The 16666-nt window shown below is 67.0% G+C and carries 16 protein-coding genes and 1 pseudogene; 10 read left to right on the forward strand and 7 right to left on the reverse strand.

Annotation, left to right across the window (positions count from 1 at the left end; all coding sequences use genetic code 11):
- Positions 1–31: 31 nt before the first annotated feature.
- Positions 32–712 carry an HD domain-containing protein gene (locus tag NBG84_RS26605; RefSeq protein ID WP_250922145.1) on the reverse strand — a complete coding sequence of 227 codons (681 nt, stop codon included), beginning with the start codon at positions 710–712 and terminating at the stop codon, positions 32–34.
- Between the two features lie 150 nt (positions 713–862).
- Between NBG84_RS26605 and NBG84_RS26610 the strand changes: the two genes are divergently transcribed.
- A complete protein-coding gene (locus NBG84_RS26610; RefSeq protein WP_250922146.1) occupies positions 863–1177 on the forward strand; it encodes a DUF6479 family protein in 315 nt (104 codons plus the stop codon).
- 34 nt (positions 1178–1211) lie between these two features.
- Here the strand turns inward: NBG84_RS26610 and NBG84_RS26615 are convergent, their stop codons facing one another.
- Entirely contained in the window at positions 1212–3491 is a 2280-nt protein-coding gene (locus NBG84_RS26615; protein ID WP_250922147.1) for a heavy metal translocating P-type ATPase, read from the reverse strand.
- A gap of 191 nt (positions 3492–3682) precedes the next feature.
- Here NBG84_RS26615 and NBG84_RS26620 point away from each other — a divergent pair, with 191 nt between their 5' ends.
- The 6 genes from NBG84_RS26620 (at position 3683) to NBG84_RS26645 (ending at position 9184) form a co-directional block, all read left to right on the forward strand.
- A complete protein-coding gene (locus NBG84_RS26620; protein WP_250922148.1) occupies positions 3683–4381 on the forward strand; it encodes a copper homeostasis protein CutC in 699 nt (232 codons plus the stop codon).
- Between the two features lie 708 nt (positions 4382–5089).
- Positions 5090–5842: a DUF6879 family protein gene (locus NBG84_RS26625; protein ID WP_250922149.1), complete on the forward strand. Its 753-nt coding sequence runs from the start codon at positions 5090–5092 to the stop codon at positions 5840–5842.
- Positions 5839–6684, forward strand: coding sequence for a helix-turn-helix domain-containing protein (locus NBG84_RS26630; protein ID WP_250922150.1), 846 nt, complete (start codon positions 5839–5841; stop codon positions 6682–6684). Before NBG84_RS26625 ends, NBG84_RS26630 begins: the two co-directional genes overlap by 4 nt.
- A 295-nt stretch (positions 6685–6979) precedes the next feature.
- Complete coding sequence (locus NBG84_RS26635) at positions 6980–8101, forward strand: radical SAM protein (RefSeq protein WP_250922151.1); 1122 nt, start codon at positions 6980–6982, stop codon at positions 8099–8101.
- Positions 8098–8277, forward strand: coding sequence for a hypothetical protein (locus tag NBG84_RS26640; protein ID WP_250922152.1), 180 nt, complete (start codon positions 8098–8100; stop codon positions 8275–8277). Before NBG84_RS26635 ends, NBG84_RS26640 begins: the two co-directional genes overlap by 4 nt.
- Before the next feature lie 100 nt (positions 8278–8377).
- The gene (locus NBG84_RS26645) at positions 8378–9184 is read left to right on the forward strand and encodes an aminoglycoside phosphotransferase (protein WP_250922153.1); all 807 of its coding nucleotides are present in this window, start codon (positions 8378–8380) and stop codon (positions 9182–9184) included.
- 531 nt (positions 9185–9715) lie between these two features.
- Here NBG84_RS26645 and NBG84_RS26650 read toward each other — a convergent pair.
- The 3 genes and pseudogenes from NBG84_RS26650 to NBG84_RS26660 all read right to left on the reverse strand — a co-directional run.
- Positions 9716–9925 (reverse strand): DUF397 domain-containing protein, encoded by a 210-nt coding sequence (locus tag NBG84_RS26650; RefSeq protein WP_250922154.1) that lies wholly within the window; start codon positions 9923–9925, stop codon positions 9716–9718.
- A 175-nt stretch (positions 9926–10100) separates the two neighbouring features.
- A complete protein-coding gene (locus NBG84_RS26655) occupies positions 10101–10298 on the reverse strand; it encodes a DUF397 domain-containing protein (RefSeq protein WP_250922155.1) in 198 nt (65 codons plus the stop codon).
- A pseudogene (locus NBG84_RS26660) lies at positions 10295–10540 on the reverse strand (Scr1 family TA system antitoxin-like transcriptional regulator); the annotation flags it as partial. The pseudogene NBG84_RS26660 and the gene NBG84_RS26655, both read right to left, overlap by 4 nt.
- Positions 10541–10735: 195 nt before the next feature.
- On the opposite strand from NBG84_RS26660, the gene NBG84_RS26665 reads away from it, so the two are divergent.
- Positions 10736–11095, forward strand: a complete 360-nt coding sequence (locus tag NBG84_RS26665) for a hypothetical protein (RefSeq protein WP_250922156.1) — start codon at positions 10736–10738, stop codon at positions 11093–11095.
- 622 nt (positions 11096–11717) lie between these two features.
- On the opposite strand, the gene NBG84_RS26670 is transcribed toward NBG84_RS26665, so the two are convergent.
- Positions 11718–13796, reverse strand: coding sequence for a HelD family protein (locus NBG84_RS26670; protein ID WP_250922157.1), 2079 nt, complete (start codon positions 13794–13796; stop codon positions 11718–11720).
- A gap of 340 nt (positions 13797–14136) precedes the next feature.
- Between NBG84_RS26670 and NBG84_RS26675 the strand changes: the two genes are divergently transcribed.
- Both NBG84_RS26675 and NBG84_RS26680 read left to right on the forward strand, forming a co-directional pair.
- Positions 14137–14334 (forward strand): hypothetical protein, encoded by a 198-nt coding sequence (locus tag NBG84_RS26675; RefSeq protein WP_250922158.1) that lies wholly within the window; start codon positions 14137–14139, stop codon positions 14332–14334.
- A gap of 110 nt (positions 14335–14444) precedes the next feature.
- The gene (locus NBG84_RS26680; RefSeq protein WP_250922159.1) at positions 14445–14768 is read left to right on the forward strand and encodes a hypothetical protein; all 324 of its coding nucleotides are present in this window, start codon (positions 14445–14447) and stop codon (positions 14766–14768) included.
- A 17-nt stretch (positions 14769–14785) separates the two neighbouring features.
- Here the strand turns inward: NBG84_RS26680 and NBG84_RS26685 are convergent, their stop codons facing one another.
- Entirely contained in the window at positions 14786–16420 is a 1635-nt protein-coding gene (locus tag NBG84_RS26685; RefSeq protein WP_250922160.1) for a DNA repair helicase XPB, read from the reverse strand.
- Positions 16421–16666: the final 246 nt, after the last annotated feature.

Raw genomic sequence — 16666 nt, forward strand, 5'->3', positions numbered from 1 at the left:
GGCCGAGCGCTTCCGCTCCCTCCCCTTCGAGTCAACTTCCCTTATGATCAGCCGAGTTGGGACCCTGCCCGAGAAGTACTAGTTCGGCCGTCAGATTGGCTCGCGCCGGGGCTTCCCACTCCCGTACCCCATGGGGTGTGTGGAACAGCGACGGAAGAGCGAGGAGCTGCTGGAGCACCGCCGCGCGACCCGCCCGGAAGGCGTCGTCCGGGACGAAGCCGTACTCCTCCCGTACCGCCGCCGCATAGGCCGCGTACGGCGCCGGTGGGGCGGCGAGGATCGCGAGATCGGCGTCGCACAGCACCGCACCCCGGGCATCGGACGGCTCGGGTGCGTGGGTGATCGTGAGCCGGACGAGCCGGGTGACCTCGGCGGTGGCCTCGGCGGGAAGCCCCGCTTCGGTGAGCGCGCGCTCGGCGAGGCGGGCGGAGCGCTCCTCGTTCTCGGAGCGGTCGGGGAGGTAGACCGCGTCATGGAACCAGGCCGCGAGCCGTACGAGATCGGGCTCGCTGGCGTGGGCGGCGAGCGTGTCGATGTGGTCGAGGACCGCCGTGAGGTGCGCGGTGGTGTGGTACCGGCGCTGGGGCTCGGCCCAGCGGGTCAGAAGCTCATCGGCGTACGGAAGGGGATCGGGGCCCTCCGCACCGGCGCGGGCGGCGAGGAGTGCCCGGGAGAAGCGTTCCCGGAGGGCGTCAGCGGCGGTGGGGCTCATGGCTCTGACTCTAGAGCGGGCCGTGGGGGCCGCTGAGGGAAGGAGGCGAGCCCCGGGGCACTGGACCTGGCCAAAAGGTACGAAAATGGGCAAATGGGGTGACACTGGGGTTAGGCGGTGCGTGCACCCCTGGATGGAAGGCGGACAGCCATGATCTTTGTGATGCTCGTTATCGGTATCTTCCTGGTGGCCATGCTGACCGCCGCCATGTGGTGGGACTCGCGCCGCCGGGACGAGTTCGTACCACCACGCGCCGATGAGCAGCCGCATCAACCCGACCATCGAGAGCACATCGAAGAGGTCAGGGAAGAGGACGAGGGCACCTTCCCCCCGGGGGAGAGGCTGCTCCCGTACAACATGAAGGCATTCAGCAGTCACAGCACCGGCAAGGGCCGGGAGGCCCGGCCCAAGCACGGTAAGAACGTCGGTGGCGGGGCATTCGGAAGCGGAGGCCTGGGCGGCTGACGCCCAGACCTCCGCTGTTCCCGTTCTCCCGTTGTCAGCTGTTGGAGAGTGCCTTGAAGCGCCTCAGCCGCAGACTGTTGCCGACCACGAACACCGACGAGAACGCCATCGCCGCGCCCGCGATCATCGGGCTGAGCAGCCCCAGCGCGGCGAGCGGCAGGGCGGCGACGTTGTAGGCGAAGGCCCAGAACAGGTTCGACCGGATCGTGCCCAGCGTGCGGCGCGCCAGCCGGATGGCGTCTGCCGCCGCCCGGAGGTCACCGCGTACCAGGGTCAGATCGCTGGCCTCGATGGCCGCGTCCGTACCAGTGCCCATCGCCAGTCCCAGATCGGCCTGGGCGAGCGCTGCGGCGTCGTTCACACCGTCGCCGACCATGGCGACACTGCGGCCCTCCGCCTGAAGGCGCTTGACCACATCGACCTTGTCCTCCGGCATGACCTCGGCGATCACCTCGTCGATGCCCACCTCGGCGGCCACCGCGTCGGCGACGGCCTTGTTGTCACCGGTGAGCAGGATCGGGGTCAGCCCCAGGGCGCGCAGCCGGGTGATGGCCTCGGCGCTGGTGTCCTTCACCGCGTCGGCGACCTCCAGGATGGCGCGTGCCTCGCCGTCCCATGCCACAGCGATCGCGGTACGGCCGCTGGCCTCGGCGTCCGCCTTGGCGCGCTCCAGCTCCACCGGCAGCTGGATCTCCCACTCGGCGAGCAGCTTCTGCCGGCCCACCAGGACCGCGTGGCCGTTGACGATGCCCTGCACGCCCAGACCGGGGATGTTGGCGAAGTCCTCGGGGGTGGCGAGCGGGCCGGTCTTCTCGATGGCGCCGGCTGCGACGGCCTGGGCGATGGGGTGCTCGGACGCGTTCTCCAGGGCTCCGGCGATCCGCAGCACCTCGGCGTCGTCGGTGGACGCGGCGGAGTGGACGGCGAGCAGGGTCATCTTGCCGGTGGTGACGGTTCCGGTCTTGTCCAGGACGACGGTGTCGACCTTGCGGGTGGTCTCCAGGACCTCGGGACCCTTGATCAGGATGCCGAGCTGGGCTCCTCGACCCGTACCGACCATGAGTGCGGTCGGGGTGGCCAGACCCAGGGCGCAGGGGCAAGCGATGATCAGTACGGCCACGGCCGCGGTGAAGGCCGCTGCCCAGCCCTCTCCGGTCGCCAGCCACACCGCGAGGGTGCCGAGCGCCAGGAGGATCACGATCGGGACGAAGACCCCGGAGATCTTGTCGGCCAGTCGCTGAGCGGCCGCCTTGCCGTTCTGGGCGTCCTCGACCAGCTTGGCCATCCGGGCGAGCTGGGTGTCCGCACCGACCCGGGTGGCCTCCACGACCAGCCGGCCGCCGGCGTTCAGGGTGGCACCGGTGACGGCGTCACCTGGGGAGACCTCTACGGGTACCGATTCGCCGGTGAGCATGGAGGCGTCCACGGCGGACGAACCCTCGACGACGACACCGTCGGTGGCGATCTTCTCGCCGGGGCGCACCAGGAAGTGGTCGCCGACCGCGAGCTCACCAGTGGGTATACGGACCTCGTCACCATCGCGCAGGACCGTGACTTCCTTGGCCCCCAGGTGCATCAGGGCCCGCAGCGCCGCGCCGGCCTTGCGCTTGGACCGGACCTCGAAGTAGCGACCGGCCAGGATGAAGGCCGTGACGCCTGCGGCGGCCTCCAGGTAGATGTTCGACGCGCCATCGGAACGGGAGATGGTGAGCTCGAAGGGGTGGGTCATGCCGGGCATGCCCGCGTGGCCCCAGAACAGGGCGTACAGCGACCACAGGAACGCGGCCGTCGTGCCCACCGAGACCAGGGTGTCCATGGTGGCGGCGCCGTGCTTCAGGTTCTTCCAGGCCGCACGGTGGAAGGGCCAGCCGGCATAGACGACGACCGGGGCGGCGAGGGTGAGCGACAGCCACTGCCAGTACTGGAACTGGAGCGCCGGGATCATCGCCATCGCGATCACCGGTACGGAGAGGGTGACGGCGGTGATCAGGCGCTGGCGCAGGGCCACCACCTCGGGGTCGTTCCCCTCGTCCTCCTCGTCGTCTCCACCGCCGGCCTGGCCGCTTCCCGCACCGGGTGCGGCCTTCGGCTTGGGCTGCTTGGCGCTGTAGCCGGTCGCCTCCACCGTGCCAATGAGATCCTTGATGGAGACCTCATCGCTGAAGGTGACCTTGGCCTTCTCCGTCGAGTAGTTGACGGTGGCCTCGACGCCGTCCATCCGGTTGAGCTTCTTCTCGATACGGGCAGCGCAGGAGGCGCACGTCATGCCGCCGATGGCGAGTTCTACCTCTTGATGGGTGGCTGTGTGCGCCATGAGTCCTCCCTGTACGACGTTTATACCCCTAGGGGGTATGTCTTCTGAGTTCATGTATACCCCCTGCCCGTATCTTCTGCAAGTCTGAACCCATGGGGGTGCTGCTGCGGTGGTGAAAGCTGCGCACTAGGCTTGCTATTGGACTAGACCTATTGGAGCGATATGCCGTCTCCCTGGAGGAATGGGGTCACATGAGCAACCGTGCAGTCCTTGAGGTGATCGCTCTGGACGCAGAGGACGCGGTCGCGGCCCAGACCGGAGGGGCGGACCGGCTGGAGCTCATCACCGACATAGCGGCAGACGGTCTGACCCCGTCCCGCGAGACCTTCGGCCGTATCCGAGCCGCCGTGGACATTCCGCTACGGGTCATGCTCCGCCTGGCCGACGGATTCTCCTGCGGGTCCCCGGAAGATGTGGACAAGCTCGTCCAGTCCGCCGCGGAACTCCGGGCCGAAGGCGCCGAGGAATTCGTCCTCGGCTTCCTCGACGAGAAGGGCAACCCCGACCTGGTCACCGTGGAACGACTGCTCGTCGAGATCTCCGGCTGCGCCTGGACCTTCCACCGGGCCATCGACCGCGCGACCGACCGCGACGCCCTCCGCAAACAACTGGCGGACGTCCCCGGCCTCGACACCTACCTCACGGCAGGGTCCCCCTCCGGCGTCGACGAGGGCATGCCCACCCTCCTCGCCGAACTCGCCCTCGCGGGCGAACCCGGCTACGAGGCCCACATCCTGGTCGGCGGCGGCCTTCGCCTGGACCATGTCCCCGTACTGCTCGCGGCCGGGATCGACGGGTTCCACATCGGCGGGGCGGCGCGGCCTGGAGGGTGGGAGGGGGCGGTGTCGCCTTCGGCGGTACGGGAATGGCGCGAGGTGCTGGACGCGTAGGGGTCCCCTTGGCGGGGGGCCTGTGCCTGTGCCTTGGTTCTTGGGCTGGGTGCCCTTGCTCTGTCGTGCTCACCGGGGGTGGGGGGTCTGTCCTCAATCGCCGGACGGGCTGGGGTTGTCTTGGGCGGGGGTGCTTGTGCTTGGGGGCCTTGGCTCCTGGGCCGGGCGCCCTTGCTTTTGCTGTCCTCTCCCGGGGCGGGGGGTTCCGTCCTCAAGCGCCGGACGGGCTGGGGGTGCCCCCTGGCGGGGGCTTGTCTTGGCGGGGGTTGCCCGGGGTTGGGGTTTTGGGTTTCCCGCCGTGAGGGTCTTGTCCTGTGGGGGTTGGGGGGTGCTATCGGGGGTGACTCCTCAGCGTCGACGGCCTGAAGGTCCTTTGATCCGGCATGCGGGTCTTGCCGTCGATCGCTTCCGGGGACACCCCCTGCGCGCCCCCACGCCGAGACTTACATCCCCTGCCCCCAGGGGCCTCTTTCCGCTGAGGTAGCTAGAGGGAAGGCCCATGTGTGACCCCATGCCCAAGCTTGGTCCCGCTTGCCCCTTGGGACGCGTGGCCTTGGTAGGAGCCTGGGGGAGGTTGCTGAACCTCAAGCGCGGGTGCGGGGCCACCGCATAGCACCGGGGATGCGAATAATCGAGAATCACCCCGGACGGACCCCCCTTCGGATCGTCATGCTTGCGTTGTTGTGTCCGACGACGAGGGGAACGGCCATGGCAAGGCGTCTGCGGGTCCTCGGGAGCACATCCGGATTGGGTGACTGCCCCACGCTGTATGAGGATCTGGACACGGGGGAAATGCTCGTGCAGGGGGACGCGGTGATTGACCCCACGGACGTGGCGCAGCTCAAGTACGTCAAGGATGGGGAAGCGTTCGTGGTCGTACCTCGGGCACTGCTGGCGGACTTCTCCCCAAGGGAGGTCACGCACGTGCCGGAGTTCGTTCCGCAACAGAAGATCAGCGAGTTCATCAACGACGGGTTCGAGCACACCGCATGGCGGCTGGAGACCCGAAGTGGGTACGCGTCCGACCAGGCGATGCCGTCTTACCAAGAGTTCCTGCGGACCGGTGACACCGCCGGGGAAGTAGGGCACTCATGGTTCGCCAACGTGCGGCGCATGGTGGACGTTGGCAAGAGGTTCGAGCGGGTACGGATCGTGGACAACCCGCCGACCACCGGCCAGCGGTACCTGCTTGCCTGTGCGCGGACGAACGTGGCAGCCGGTGAGGACATCCGTCACCTGTGGCGGGACGATGCCGAGCGTCACGGTGTGAACCTCTCGGACTTCTGGCTGTTCGACTCCCGCACGGTGGCGCGTTTTCATTTCGAGGGTGAGCGCACTATCGGCATGGAGTTGATCACCGATCCTGCCGAGGTGCTGCGAGCCTGTCAGCTGCGGGACGTCGCATGGCACCACGCCATCCCCTACCAGGAGTTCACGGGGAAGGTACCGTCCTCTGAGTGAGTACGGACTTTCAGCAAGCCCGGGTGTCCCTCGGTGCGCGCCTGCGGGAGTTGCGCACCGAGGGCGGGCTTACGGGCCGCGAACTGGCTGACCGGCTTGAGTGGGGACAGTCCAAGGTCAGCAAATTGGAGACTGGAAAACAGACACCGACTGTCGCGGATCTCAGTGCATGGGCTGAGGGGACCGGGAAGCCGGGGGTAATCGGCGAACTCGTCGGGCGACTGCGTGGGCTGGAGACGCAGTACCGATCATGGCGCCGACAGTTGGCGGGTGGCTATCGCGCCGTGCAGGAAGCGCACGGGGCACAAGCTCAGAAGACGCGCACTCGGCGCAGCTTCGACCCCGCGCTAATACCAGGGCTCTTGCAGACCGCCGACTACGCGCGCGCAGTGCTCACTCGATACTCCGCTATCCACACCGCCCCTCGGGACATCGAGGCCGCTGTGCAGGCACGTATGGGGCGTCAAGACATCCTCATGGACCAGAGTCGGACGTTTCACTTTCTTGTCTGGGAAGGGGCTCTACGGGCGCGGCCTTGCTCGCCCCCGGTGCTCTCGGTGCAGCTTGACCGAATTGTGGGGCGGCTCGGTCCAGGGAACGTGCGGGTAGGTATCGTGCCATTCGAAGCAGACATGAACGTTCCCGCTGGTGTCGGATTCTCCGTCCATGATGACAGCCTCGTGATCACCGAGACCTGGCACGCCGAAATGTGGTTGGACGATCCGGAAGACGTAGCTCTGCACATTCGTGCTTGGGCCGCGTTGGAAAGTAATGCCCTCTATGGCGCCGGGGCGCACCGGGTCGTCATGCGGGCTAGGCAGTCTTTGGGCCCGCGAGAGTAACCGCGAGTACCACCTCTACGCCGTCCCGAGCCTTGCCTAGCGTTCCGTCGGATAGAGCCAGTGGCGAATGGCGGTCGGTGAGCCGAGAAGGCACGAACACCAACAGCCTGGTGCCATGTTGCTGTGGATATTTCGGGATAGCGACCCCATGCCCGTTAGCTTCGATAACGCATGGCGGAAGTTTCCTGACCAACCGGTCTGAAGGACTACCCGAAAGCGCACACTCTCACCGGGGGAGCGATCCAATCATGGTGGTTCAGCGAGGGTGGGTAGCCAGTCTGCTGAATGGAGAGCCATGCACCAAGTAGTCGCTACTCCGCAGGATGACAAGTTCGCTGTTGTACGGCAGGGGGAACAAAAGGCGCTCCACATCCCCCGTTCCTTCTACGAAGAAGTGGTGGAGGCGGTAGCTGGGGGAAGCCCGGTCCCGGGTTGGCTCGCTGACGCTGCTCAAGCCGCCTGGGGGCTCCGACCCGCCGGACAGCCTAGCGACACGGCGGTCCTCGTTCGGCCGCTCACCATCCTCAATTACAGCCGGGCAACCTTCGAGATCAACAAAGGCTGCAACTTTGGGTGTGAGCACTGTTTCCTTCCGGAACGGAAGTTCGAAGGATTGGGCATGGACGAGAAGAGGCTTCTCCTCACCATGCTCCGTGACGCCGGAGTTCTCTGGCTCCAGTTCACAGGCGGTGAACCGACGATTGATCGGGACTTCCCTGCCGCGTATCGGATGGCCCATGGCATGGGAATGCTGCTGGAACTTCTCACCAACGGCTCACGGCTCTACCAGCCTGCCATGATCGACATGCTCACCGCCCTACCGCCCCACAAGGTGATGGTCTCTCTGTACGGCGCCACATCAGAGAGCTTCGATGCCCTCACTCGGCGTCGCGACTCCTTCAAAGGCGTGATGAAAGGAATAGCAGCGGCAAAAGAAGCTGGTATTCCCTTGGAGATCACGCTCATCATCACAAAGCGCAACGCCCACGAAGTGGACGCTATGCGCGATCTCGCCGACCGATACGGGGTCTACCGCAAGGAGTACGGGAGCATTTCCCCCACCTACGACGGCGGAAACGAGCCTCTTGCTACCCAGGCGGAAGACTGGATTGGCCGCTCGTCTGTCTTCGCCGGGTGCCCGGCCGGTTACCGCTTCTTTCACGTTGACCCGCACGGCTGGGTGACCATGTGCAAGATCGGTCGCGAGAACCCCATCAACCTGTTGGCCGAAGGATTGAGCGGGCTTACCCGGCTGCCCGCAATCGCAGATTCTCAAATGTCCCGCGCCGGTGGATGTTCCGGCTGCAAGTTGTCGAAGACCTGTCGGGTCTGTCGGCCGCTTGCGAAGGTGTACCAGGAAGCGGAGGCACCCCTCCGCACCTACTGTCAGCACGGAATGAAGGAGGCAACGAAGTGACTGTTGTTGCGGTAGAGATCACCCCCCTAGGCGCGGTGGGGGACTGGCAGCTGACCACGATCCAGGAGCGTCCCCGTGCGGGCATCCCTGAGCTGACGGGCGTCCAGATCGTGGACGTGGAGACGCTCGCGTCTGCTTCAGACCGCGGATGCGGCAACGACAACCCTTACCAGTAGTCGGCCCGCCGCTCCGGGCCTTTACGTACCCGCGCGGGCTTCGCGGCGTTCATTCGACGTGGTGGGGCCGCACAGCTCGTGTGTGGAAGTGTGAGGAGCCGTGGCAACAAACCGAATCGCCTTTGAAGAACTGCCTTCGGCGGTGCTCGCCGAAGTCGAAGCGCTCACCGGACCTCTCCTGAAGGCCGAACCGGCGGAGGAGGGGTTCAACAGTGAGATTGCTGCCCGTGTCTTCACGGAGACCGGGAGCGTCTACGTGAAGGGACTCCGGGCCGGCCATCCCCGGGCCTGGACCCAGCGTCGCGAAGCGGAGGTCAACCCCTTCCTTCAGGGAGTCGCCCCGGATCTCCGGTGGCGGATCGAAGGTGAGGAGTGGGACCTCCTGGGCTTCGAAGCCCTTGAAGGCCACCATGCGGACTACTCGCCCGGATCGCCAGACCTCTCGAAGGTTGCCAACCTGCTAGTTCGTCTGGGAGAAGTCGCTTGCCCGGACATCGAGCTGCGGCATGCAGAGCAACGCCTTGAGCGATACGCAGCGAAGCCTGGAGACTTGGCCCACTTCGCCGGGGACTCTCTCCTTCATACGGACCTCAACAACGCCAACGTGCTGGTGGAGGAGACCGCATTCCTTGTGGACTGGGCCTGGGCCACCCGGGGCGCCAAGTGGTTGGACCCTGGCTACTGGGTGATCTGGCTCATGGCCGCTGGGGGCCACACGGCGGAATCCGCGGAGCACTGGGCGGGAGAAGTCCCCTCATGGCGGAGCGCCCCATCTGAGGGTGTGGACGCGTTCGCCATGGCCAACGCCAACCTGTGGGAAGAGATCGGGGGCGGAGACCCGGACCCATGGACCGCCCGCATGGTCACCGCGTCCGCCCGCTGGGCCGCCCACCGCACCAAGGCATGAGCGCGCACTGAGCCTCGCTAGACCACCTACCCATGGGGATTCAAGGGGTGTGGCGGGGCTTTCGTTGTTGAGTGGTGCTGCGCTGTGGCTCGGAGCCGCCGCGCTGGTCTTCCTCGTCTGAGGCGGAGGGTTCCGTCCTCAAGCGCCGGACGGGCTGGGGGTGCCCCCTGGCGGGGGCTTGTTTTGGCGTGGGTTGCCCGGGGTTGGGGTCTTGGGTTGCCTGGGCTGGGGGTCTTGCCTCTGTTGGGGTTGGGGGGTGCTATCGGGGGTGGCTCCTCAGCGTCGACGGCCCGAAGCTCCTCCGAGCCGGCAAGGCTCTCTTGCCGTCGATCGCTTCCGGGGACACCCCCTGCGCGCCCCCATCCGAGGCCCGGTACCTCTTGCCCTCAGGGTCCTGTCCCCGCAGGGGCCGGGGGAGGTAGATCGTGGCTATGGCGCACGCGAAAGCCCCGCCATGTCCCCGAACGGAATCCGAATGTGGCGAGGCTTTCGATGGTGGATGTGCTGCCCCGTACATGCTTCGTCGGCCAGTCAGACAGTGCTGAACTCCCCGGCCTTGACACCCGCCACGAAGGAGGCGAACGAGTCGGCGGGAAGGCTCAGTATCGGGCCGTGCGGCTCTTTGGAGTCACGGACGGGGACCATGCCCGTAGTGGACGCGTGTGCCGGGGCCCACTCGACACAGTTGCCCCCCTGCTGGCTGTAGGAGGACTTGATCCAGATAGGAGATTCGGTCGTCATGAGTCGCCCTTTCGAAGACTGATCCGTCGTTACAGATGCAGCTTGGGAGAGCCCTTTCCACTTGGCCGTCGAGAGAAGACCGTCAAATGCTCTTACTAGGAGTCTTGTTGCCTGACACGGCTGAGCCCTGCACTCCGAAAATGATGTGCAGGGCTCAGCTTGCATCGGAGTGTTGTTAAAGCTCGCTGGACCGGGCAAGGGCGACCAGCCCGGCGAACGCCGACGGGGACACCAGGAGGACCGGGCCGTTCACTCGCTTGCTGTCTCGGACGGGGACGACGCCGGATGACGCAAATACGGGGGCCCACTCAACGCACGCACCGCCGTTTTCGCTGTAGGAGGACTTGATCCAGCGGGGGGATTCAGTCGTCACGGGTTGCCCTTTCGCAACTGATTGATCATGGCTACGGATGCCGCTTGGGACAGTGCTTCTGCTTGTAGTTGATGGTAGGCGGTCAACAGAGGCACTACGGAGGTGCTTTCCCGCTCAAGTTGGCCCCGTTGGGCGGACTCCGCGTAGGACAACAGGGATCGGTTCTGCAAGGTCAGGATGTAGAGCGGCAAGCTGAGGGGGCGACTGTCACCCATGTCGAACGGGGCGACCTGGAGCACGGTCGGACGGGCCACCCAACCCAATTTTTTTCTGGTCGGTGCCGCTCCCCGCCAGGGGACACAAGAACACAACATCGGCCATCCGCGCCACACCCCTCCATGCGCACACGCAGCAGTGAAAAAGAAACGCCCCAAGGAACCGGTCGTACCCAGTTCCTCGGGGCTCACCGAACAGCTTTCTCAGGAGCTGAACGACGTATGTGTGATCGTATCGCCCGGGCACTCGTATGGGTGCTGAACGTACTGCCGTGGACCCGCCGACCCCGGCCCGGATGGCACTCCGCCGACTACAGCGGGTCGGGTGAGATGTCGGGGAGAGTTCGTCGATGTTCATGCGGCTACCGCCGCTGTGTTGACCGGGACTTGGTGGACACCGGTGGTGGCGGTGTAGGGGGCGCCGAGCACTGTTGCGACTGCGGCAAACTCACCCGTGCCCCCATCGCCGTACGCCACCTCCACACCACCAACGGACCCGGGACCACCCTCTACACCTGCCCCCACTGCTTCCCCAACCATGATCCAGGCCCCACCCCCGGCGACCTGATCTGGAAGGCATAGGCACACACGAAGACAACTGCACCCCCACCCGGACCCATAGGGGTACACATACCCGAGGGCAAGAGGAAGCTGGCATGGGCGTGGGGGCGCGCAGGGGGTGTCCCCGGAAGCGATCGACGGCAAGACCCGCATGCCGGATCAAAGTGGCATCAGGCCGTCGACGCTGAGGAGTCACCCCCGATAGCACCCCCCAACCACAACACAACAAGACCCTCAACCCCGGAAAACCCAAAACCTCGACCACCAGCAGCCCCCGCAAACAAAAGCACCCCACGCCAAGGAGACCAATTCAGCCCGTCCGGCGTTTGAGGACGGAACCCTCCACCCCGGGTGAGGACAACCAACACGGGAGCGTCCAGCCCCTGGGCTCAAGGCCCCAGGGCACAGGCGACCCACGCCAATACAGGGCACCCCGCCAAGGGGCAACCCCAGCCCGTCCGGCGTTTGAGGACGGAACCCCCCACCCCCGGTGAGCACAACCAACACCGGCGCGTCCAGCCCAAGAGCCAGGGCTCCCACCCCCGGTGAGCACAACCAACACCGGCGCGTCCAGCCCAATAGCCAGGGCTCCCACCCCCGGTGAGGACAACCAACACAGGCCCCCAAGCGCAGGCCGCAGGCCTCACCCCAGTTGGGGCGGCAGCGCCCCAACATGCAACACCGTCAACCCCGACACCGCACGCGTCAAGGCCACATACAACCGACGAAGCCCCGTGCGCTCGTCAGGCTCGGCCGCCACCACCGTCGCGGGATCGTCGAGGACCACGTAGTCGTACTCCAGGCCCTTGGCCAGGGACGCCGGGACCAGGGTCAGGCGGGAGTCGGCGGTGGTTTCGGAGCCGGGGGTGAGGTGGGGGAGGTTGGCTGTGGTGAGGGCGGTGGCGAGGGATTCGACGCGGCTGTCGGCGGCGATCAGGCCGATCGATCCCTCGTGTTGGAGCGCATCCACGCACGCTGCCACCACCGCCGCGTCCAAGTCCCCTCTCACCTCGCGCACTTCCAGCGACCCGGGGGACTCTCGCATCGAGCGGACCTCGGCCAGACCTGGGGACATATGGGGGAGCAGCCTGGAGGCGTAGGCGATGACCTCGCGCGGGACTCGGAACCCCGCGGTGAGCTCTTCGACCACGGCGTCCGACTTCCCGAGGTGGTCGAGTGCCTCCTGCCAGCTTTCGGTGGCCCAGGGGGTGGTGCCCTGGGCGAGGTCGCCGAGGACCGTGGCCGATCCGGTGGAGCAGCGGCGGCCCACCGCGCGGTACTGCATGGGGGAGAGGTCCTGCGCCTCGTCGAGGACCACATGGCCCAGCGACGCGGTGCGTTGTACGAGGTCGGTCGCCTCGTCGATCAGCACGGCGTCCGCGGGCGACCACTTCACGGTCCGTACGCTCCGCGCCGGCTTCGCCCAGAGGATCGTGTGCTGTTCCTCCGGGGTGAGCAGCCCTTCCGCGTGGGCGGCGAGGAAGTCGGCGTCGGAGAGCAGTCGTAGCACCAGTTTGGCCGGTTCCACCGGTGGCCAGATGGCCTTGACCGCTGCTTTCACGGCCGGGTTGCGGGCCACGGCGTCCTGTACCCGGTCGTCCGGTGCTTCTCCGGTGGCTTCCATCCGGACGAGTACGGCGTGGGCGATGCGCTGGGGCAGAGCGTCGCGGGCGGCCCCGTAACGGATGTCGCGGGCCAGTAGCTCCTGGACGATCTCTTCGAGTTCGTAGGCGGGGATCCGCCAACGTCGGGAGCCTCTCACCACCATGACGGGCTCGGTGGGGAGGGTGACATGCGATCGGAGGGCCCTGCGCAGTACTTGGGCCATCCGGGCGTCGCCCTTGATGACGGCCGCTGCCGCCGGGTCGCTCCCGCCTACCTCGACCTGGGCCACCAGGTCGTCGACGGTGGCCTGTCTGACCTCCAGTTCGCCGAGCGCGGGCAGCACCTGCTCGATGTAGTGGAGGAAGGAGCGGTTCGGCCCGATCACGAGGGTGCCGGTCCGTGCGAGTCGTTCCCGGTGGGCGTAGAGGAGGTAGGCGACTCGATGGAGGCCCACGGCCGTCTTCCCGGTGCCGGGGCCGCCCTGGACGCAGACGGTCCCGCCCAGTGATGACCGTACGATCTCGTCCTGTTCCGGCTGGATGGTGGCGACGATGTCCCGCATGGGACCGACTCGGGGGCGTTCGATCTCGGCTTGGAGGAGCTTGCTGGTGTGTTCGCCCTCCGGGGCGGGATCGGTCAGGTCCTCGTCCTCGTAGGCGGTGAGCGCTCCGCCGGTGTAGCCGAATCGGCGACGCAGCCGGACATCGTGCGGGTCCTTCCGCGACGCCCGGTAGAACGGTTGGGATACGGGTGCGCGCCAGTCCACGACCATGGGGTCGCCGCCCCCGTCGTGCACATGGCGGCGGCCGATGTAGTAGCGCTGTCCCTCCTGGGTGGTGTGGAGGTAGTCCAGACGGCCGAAGAAGAGGGGGGTGTGGGAGAGGTCGGCGAGCTCTGCGATGCGCGCGTCGATCTGCGACTGGAGGACGGCGGCGCTGACCCAGCTCCCGGTGACGTCCTTGATGTTGAGTTGCTGCACCTCCTCACGCATGGCGCGCAGTGCGGTGCGGGAGGCGCTGAGATGGGCGCGTTCGCGTTCCAGCGGGTCGGGTGCGGGGGTGGGTTGGGCGTGCGCGGGCACGGGGCGCCTCCGGAAGCTGCGAGCGGTTCTGGGCATGGCTGGGCCGTCCGGTTTCCGGCCGGACGGCGGCGCTCCGCGAGGGGAGGCGGGCAAGGCGCAGGAGTCTACCGAGCGTTCCGGAGAGCTACGACCGGGTTTTCGCCGACCGCTCTCCGCGTGGACGCGCCCCTGGCCGCCGCGATTGCGGCCCGGGGTGTCCGGGGGCAAGCTGAGTCATACGGCCGTGGATCGGTTGCCTGCCGCAGGGATGAGTTGCGGGTCCTCCTGAGGTGCGTGCCCGTAGGGGACCCCCTATGCCTGGAGTCGTAGGAGGGTGGGGGCGAGGTTCAGTCCTTGGTTCGATGTCTTCGGTGTGCCGGCTCGCGACCATGGAGACATGAGTACAGCGACCTTCACACCCACCGCCCAGGTCCCTCGACCGCGTGCCCACCAGGGCGCCACGGCGAGCGGCACCCCGCACTCCCCCCACCGCACCGGCAACGCGCTGCGCGCGGTCAAGGTGTTCGTCGGCACGATCTTCAGTGTTGCCGTGCTCGGCGAATACGCGGAGGAGGCGGGCGTCCACCGCCGCTGATGGCCACCGTCGTTCCGCTCCCTACCGCACACCCCTGAGTACCGGTACTCACCCCTGCTTTGAGCAGCCCGACCGTGGTCGGGCCGCGTCCATCCTGTTGGGATGGACGGATGAAGACGAAGATCGCCCCGCGCCCGGCGACCCCCGCGGCAGCGCGGCCGCACCGGCTGGTGGCAGGCGTCGGAATGCTGTTCCTGCTCTGCGCCTGGGTGCTGTGCGCAGTCCTCACCCTGCTCGACCCGCACGGGCCTTCCCGCGTCGAAGCGACCATGATCGAGGCGGCTTTCGGCCTTCTGTGGCCCGCGGGCATCGCGGGCCTGGCAGCTCTCGCCCTGCCCTTTGACGCACTCTCGACTCGCGTCCGGACCTTGTGCCTGGTCGTCCAGTACGCGCTGATGACGATCGCGCCGCTACTGATCGCCTTCACCCTCTGACCGTTGCCGCCCCGGCGTCAGCTGAGTAGTTCGTCCGCGTCCATGATGCGGTAGGCGTATCCCTGCTCCGCCAGGAAACGTTGGCGGTGCGCGGCGAAGTCCTGGTCGATCGTGTCCCGTGCGACCACCGAGTAGAACCGTGCCTCATGGCCGTCCGCCTTCGGCCGCAGTACCCGGCCCAGGCGCTGGGCTTCCTCCTGGCGGGAGCCGAAGGTGCCCGAGACCTGGATGGCCACGGTCGCCTCGGGCAGGTCGATGGAGAAGTTCGCGACCTTGGAGACGACGAGCACCGAGATCTCGCCCTGCCGAAACGCTTCAAAGAGCTTCTCGCGCTGGGCGTTCGATGTCTCACCCTTGATGACGGGTGCGTCGAGGTGTTCGCCGAGCTCGTCGAGTTGGTCGATGTACTGGCCGATGACCAGGGTCTGTTCGCCCTTGTGCTTGGCCACCAGGGCCTCCGTCACCTTCCGCTTGGTCGCGGTGGTGGCACAGAAGCGGTACTTCTCCTCGGTTTCGGCGGTGGCGTAGGCGAGGCGCTCGGCGTCGGTGAGGTTGACCCGCACCTCCACACAGTCCGCGGGGGCGATGTAGCCCTGGGCCTCGATCTCCTTCCACGGAGCGTCGAAGCGCTTGGGACCGATCAGTGAGAAGACGTCCGACTCCCGCCCGTCCTCGCGTACCAGGGTGGCGGTCAGCCCCAGTCGACGCCGGGCCTGGAGGTCGGCGGTGAACTTGAAGACGGGCGCGGGCAGCAGATGCACCTCGTCATAGAGGATCAGCCCCCAGTCACGGGAGTCAAAGAGCTCCAGATGGGGGTAGATGCCCTTCCGCTTGGTCGTCAGCACCTGGTAGGTGGCGATGGTGACCGGGCGGATCTCCTTCCTCGTCCCGCTGTACTCACCGATCTCCTCCTCGGTCAGCGAGGTGCGCTTCACCAGTTCGTGCTTCCACTGGCGGGCCGAGACGGTGTTGGTCACCAGGATCAGGGTGGTCGCCTTCGCCTGAGCCATCGCGCCCGCGCCGACGAGGGTCTTGCCCGCGCCGCACGGCAGTACGACGACTCCGGAGCCGCCGTGCCAGAAGCCTTCGACGGCCTGCTTCTGGTACGGGCGCAGTGCCCAGCCGGTCTCGTCGAGCTCGATGGGATGGGCCTCGCCGTCGACATATCCGGCGAGGTCCTCGGCGGGCCAGCCGAGCTTCAGCAGGGTCTGCTTGATCTGCCCGCGCTCCGAGGGGTGCACGGCGACCGAGTCGGCGTCGATCCGCTCCCCGACCAGCGGCTGCACCCGCTTGGACCGAAGGATCTCTTCGAGGACCGGTCGATCGGTGCTGGTGAGCACCAGGCCGTGGGTGGGGTGCTTGGAGAGGGTGAGCCGGCCGTAGCGGGCCATGGTCTCGGCGACGTCGACAAGGAGGGCATGGGGCACGGGGTAGCGGCTGAACTCGACGAGCGCGTCCACCACCTGCTCGGCGTCATGCCCGGCGGCTCGGGCGTTCCACAGCCCGAGCGGGGTGATCCGATAGGTGTGGATGTGCTCGGGGGCACGCTCCAGCTCCGCGAAGGGCGCGATGGCGCGCCGGCACGCGCCGGCCAGCTCGTGGTCGACTTCGAGGAGGAGGGTCTTGTCGCTCTGGACGATCAAGCAGGACACGCATACCTCCGTAGTTACGATCGTCCTGTGACGGACGGCACACCCGCCACAGCGCGGGCTTCGCCCCGTGCCGGACGCTCAAACGGCGTCTCGGCTAGTGCGCCGGGAATGCGCGCTGCCATCTATGTCAGGCTTTCGCGTGAAACAGGGGAGTCTACCTCGCCGAGCGACAGCGGGCGGCGTGGGAGGCAGTGGGTGAAGCCAGGGAATCGCAGGTCGTGGCCCCTGGAAGAGGACATCGACCTA

The organism is Streptomyces albipurpureus, assembly GCF_023701525.1.
In the GTDB taxonomy this organism is placed as follows: Bacteria; Actinomycetota; Actinomycetes; order Streptomycetales; family Streptomycetaceae; genus Streptomyces; species Streptomyces albipurpureus.

Excerpts from the sequence above, each read along its gene's own strand:
- NBG84_RS26605 (WP_250922145.1), bottom strand. The coding sequence starts at position 712 with ATGAGCCCCACCGCCGCTGACGCCCTCCGGGAACGCTTCTCCCGGGCA.
- NBG84_RS26610 (WP_250922146.1), top strand. The coding sequence starts at position 863 with ATGATCTTTGTGATGCTCGTTATCGGTATCTTCCTGGTGGCCATGCTG.
- NBG84_RS26615 (WP_250922147.1), bottom strand. The coding sequence starts at position 3,491 with ATGGCGCACACAGCCACCCATCAAGAGGTAGAACTCGCCATCGGCGGC.
- NBG84_RS26620 (WP_250922148.1), top strand. The coding sequence starts at position 3,683 with ATGAGCAACCGTGCAGTCCTTGAGGTGATCGCTCTGGACGCAGAGGAC.
- NBG84_RS26625 (WP_250922149.1), top strand. The coding sequence starts at position 5,090 with ATGGCAAGGCGTCTGCGGGTCCTCGGGAGCACATCCGGATTGGGTGAC.
- NBG84_RS26635 (WP_250922151.1), top strand. The coding sequence starts at position 6,980 with ATGCACCAAGTAGTCGCTACTCCGCAGGATGACAAGTTCGCTGTTGTA.
- NBG84_RS26650 (WP_250922154.1), bottom strand. The coding sequence starts at position 9,925 with ATGACGACCGAATCTCCTATCTGGATCAAGTCCTCCTACAGCCAGCAG.
- NBG84_RS26665 (WP_250922156.1), top strand. The coding sequence starts at position 10,736 with ATGTGTGATCGTATCGCCCGGGCACTCGTATGGGTGCTGAACGTACTG.
- NBG84_RS26670 (WP_250922157.1), bottom strand. The coding sequence starts at position 13,796 with ATGCCCAGAACCGCTCGCAGCTTCCGGAGGCGCCCCGTGCCCGCGCAC.
- NBG84_RS26675 (WP_250922158.1), top strand. The coding sequence starts at position 14,137 with ATGAGTACAGCGACCTTCACACCCACCGCCCAGGTCCCTCGACCGCGT.
- NBG84_RS26680 (WP_250922159.1), top strand. The coding sequence starts at position 14,445 with ATGAAGACGAAGATCGCCCCGCGCCCGGCGACCCCCGCGGCAGCGCGG.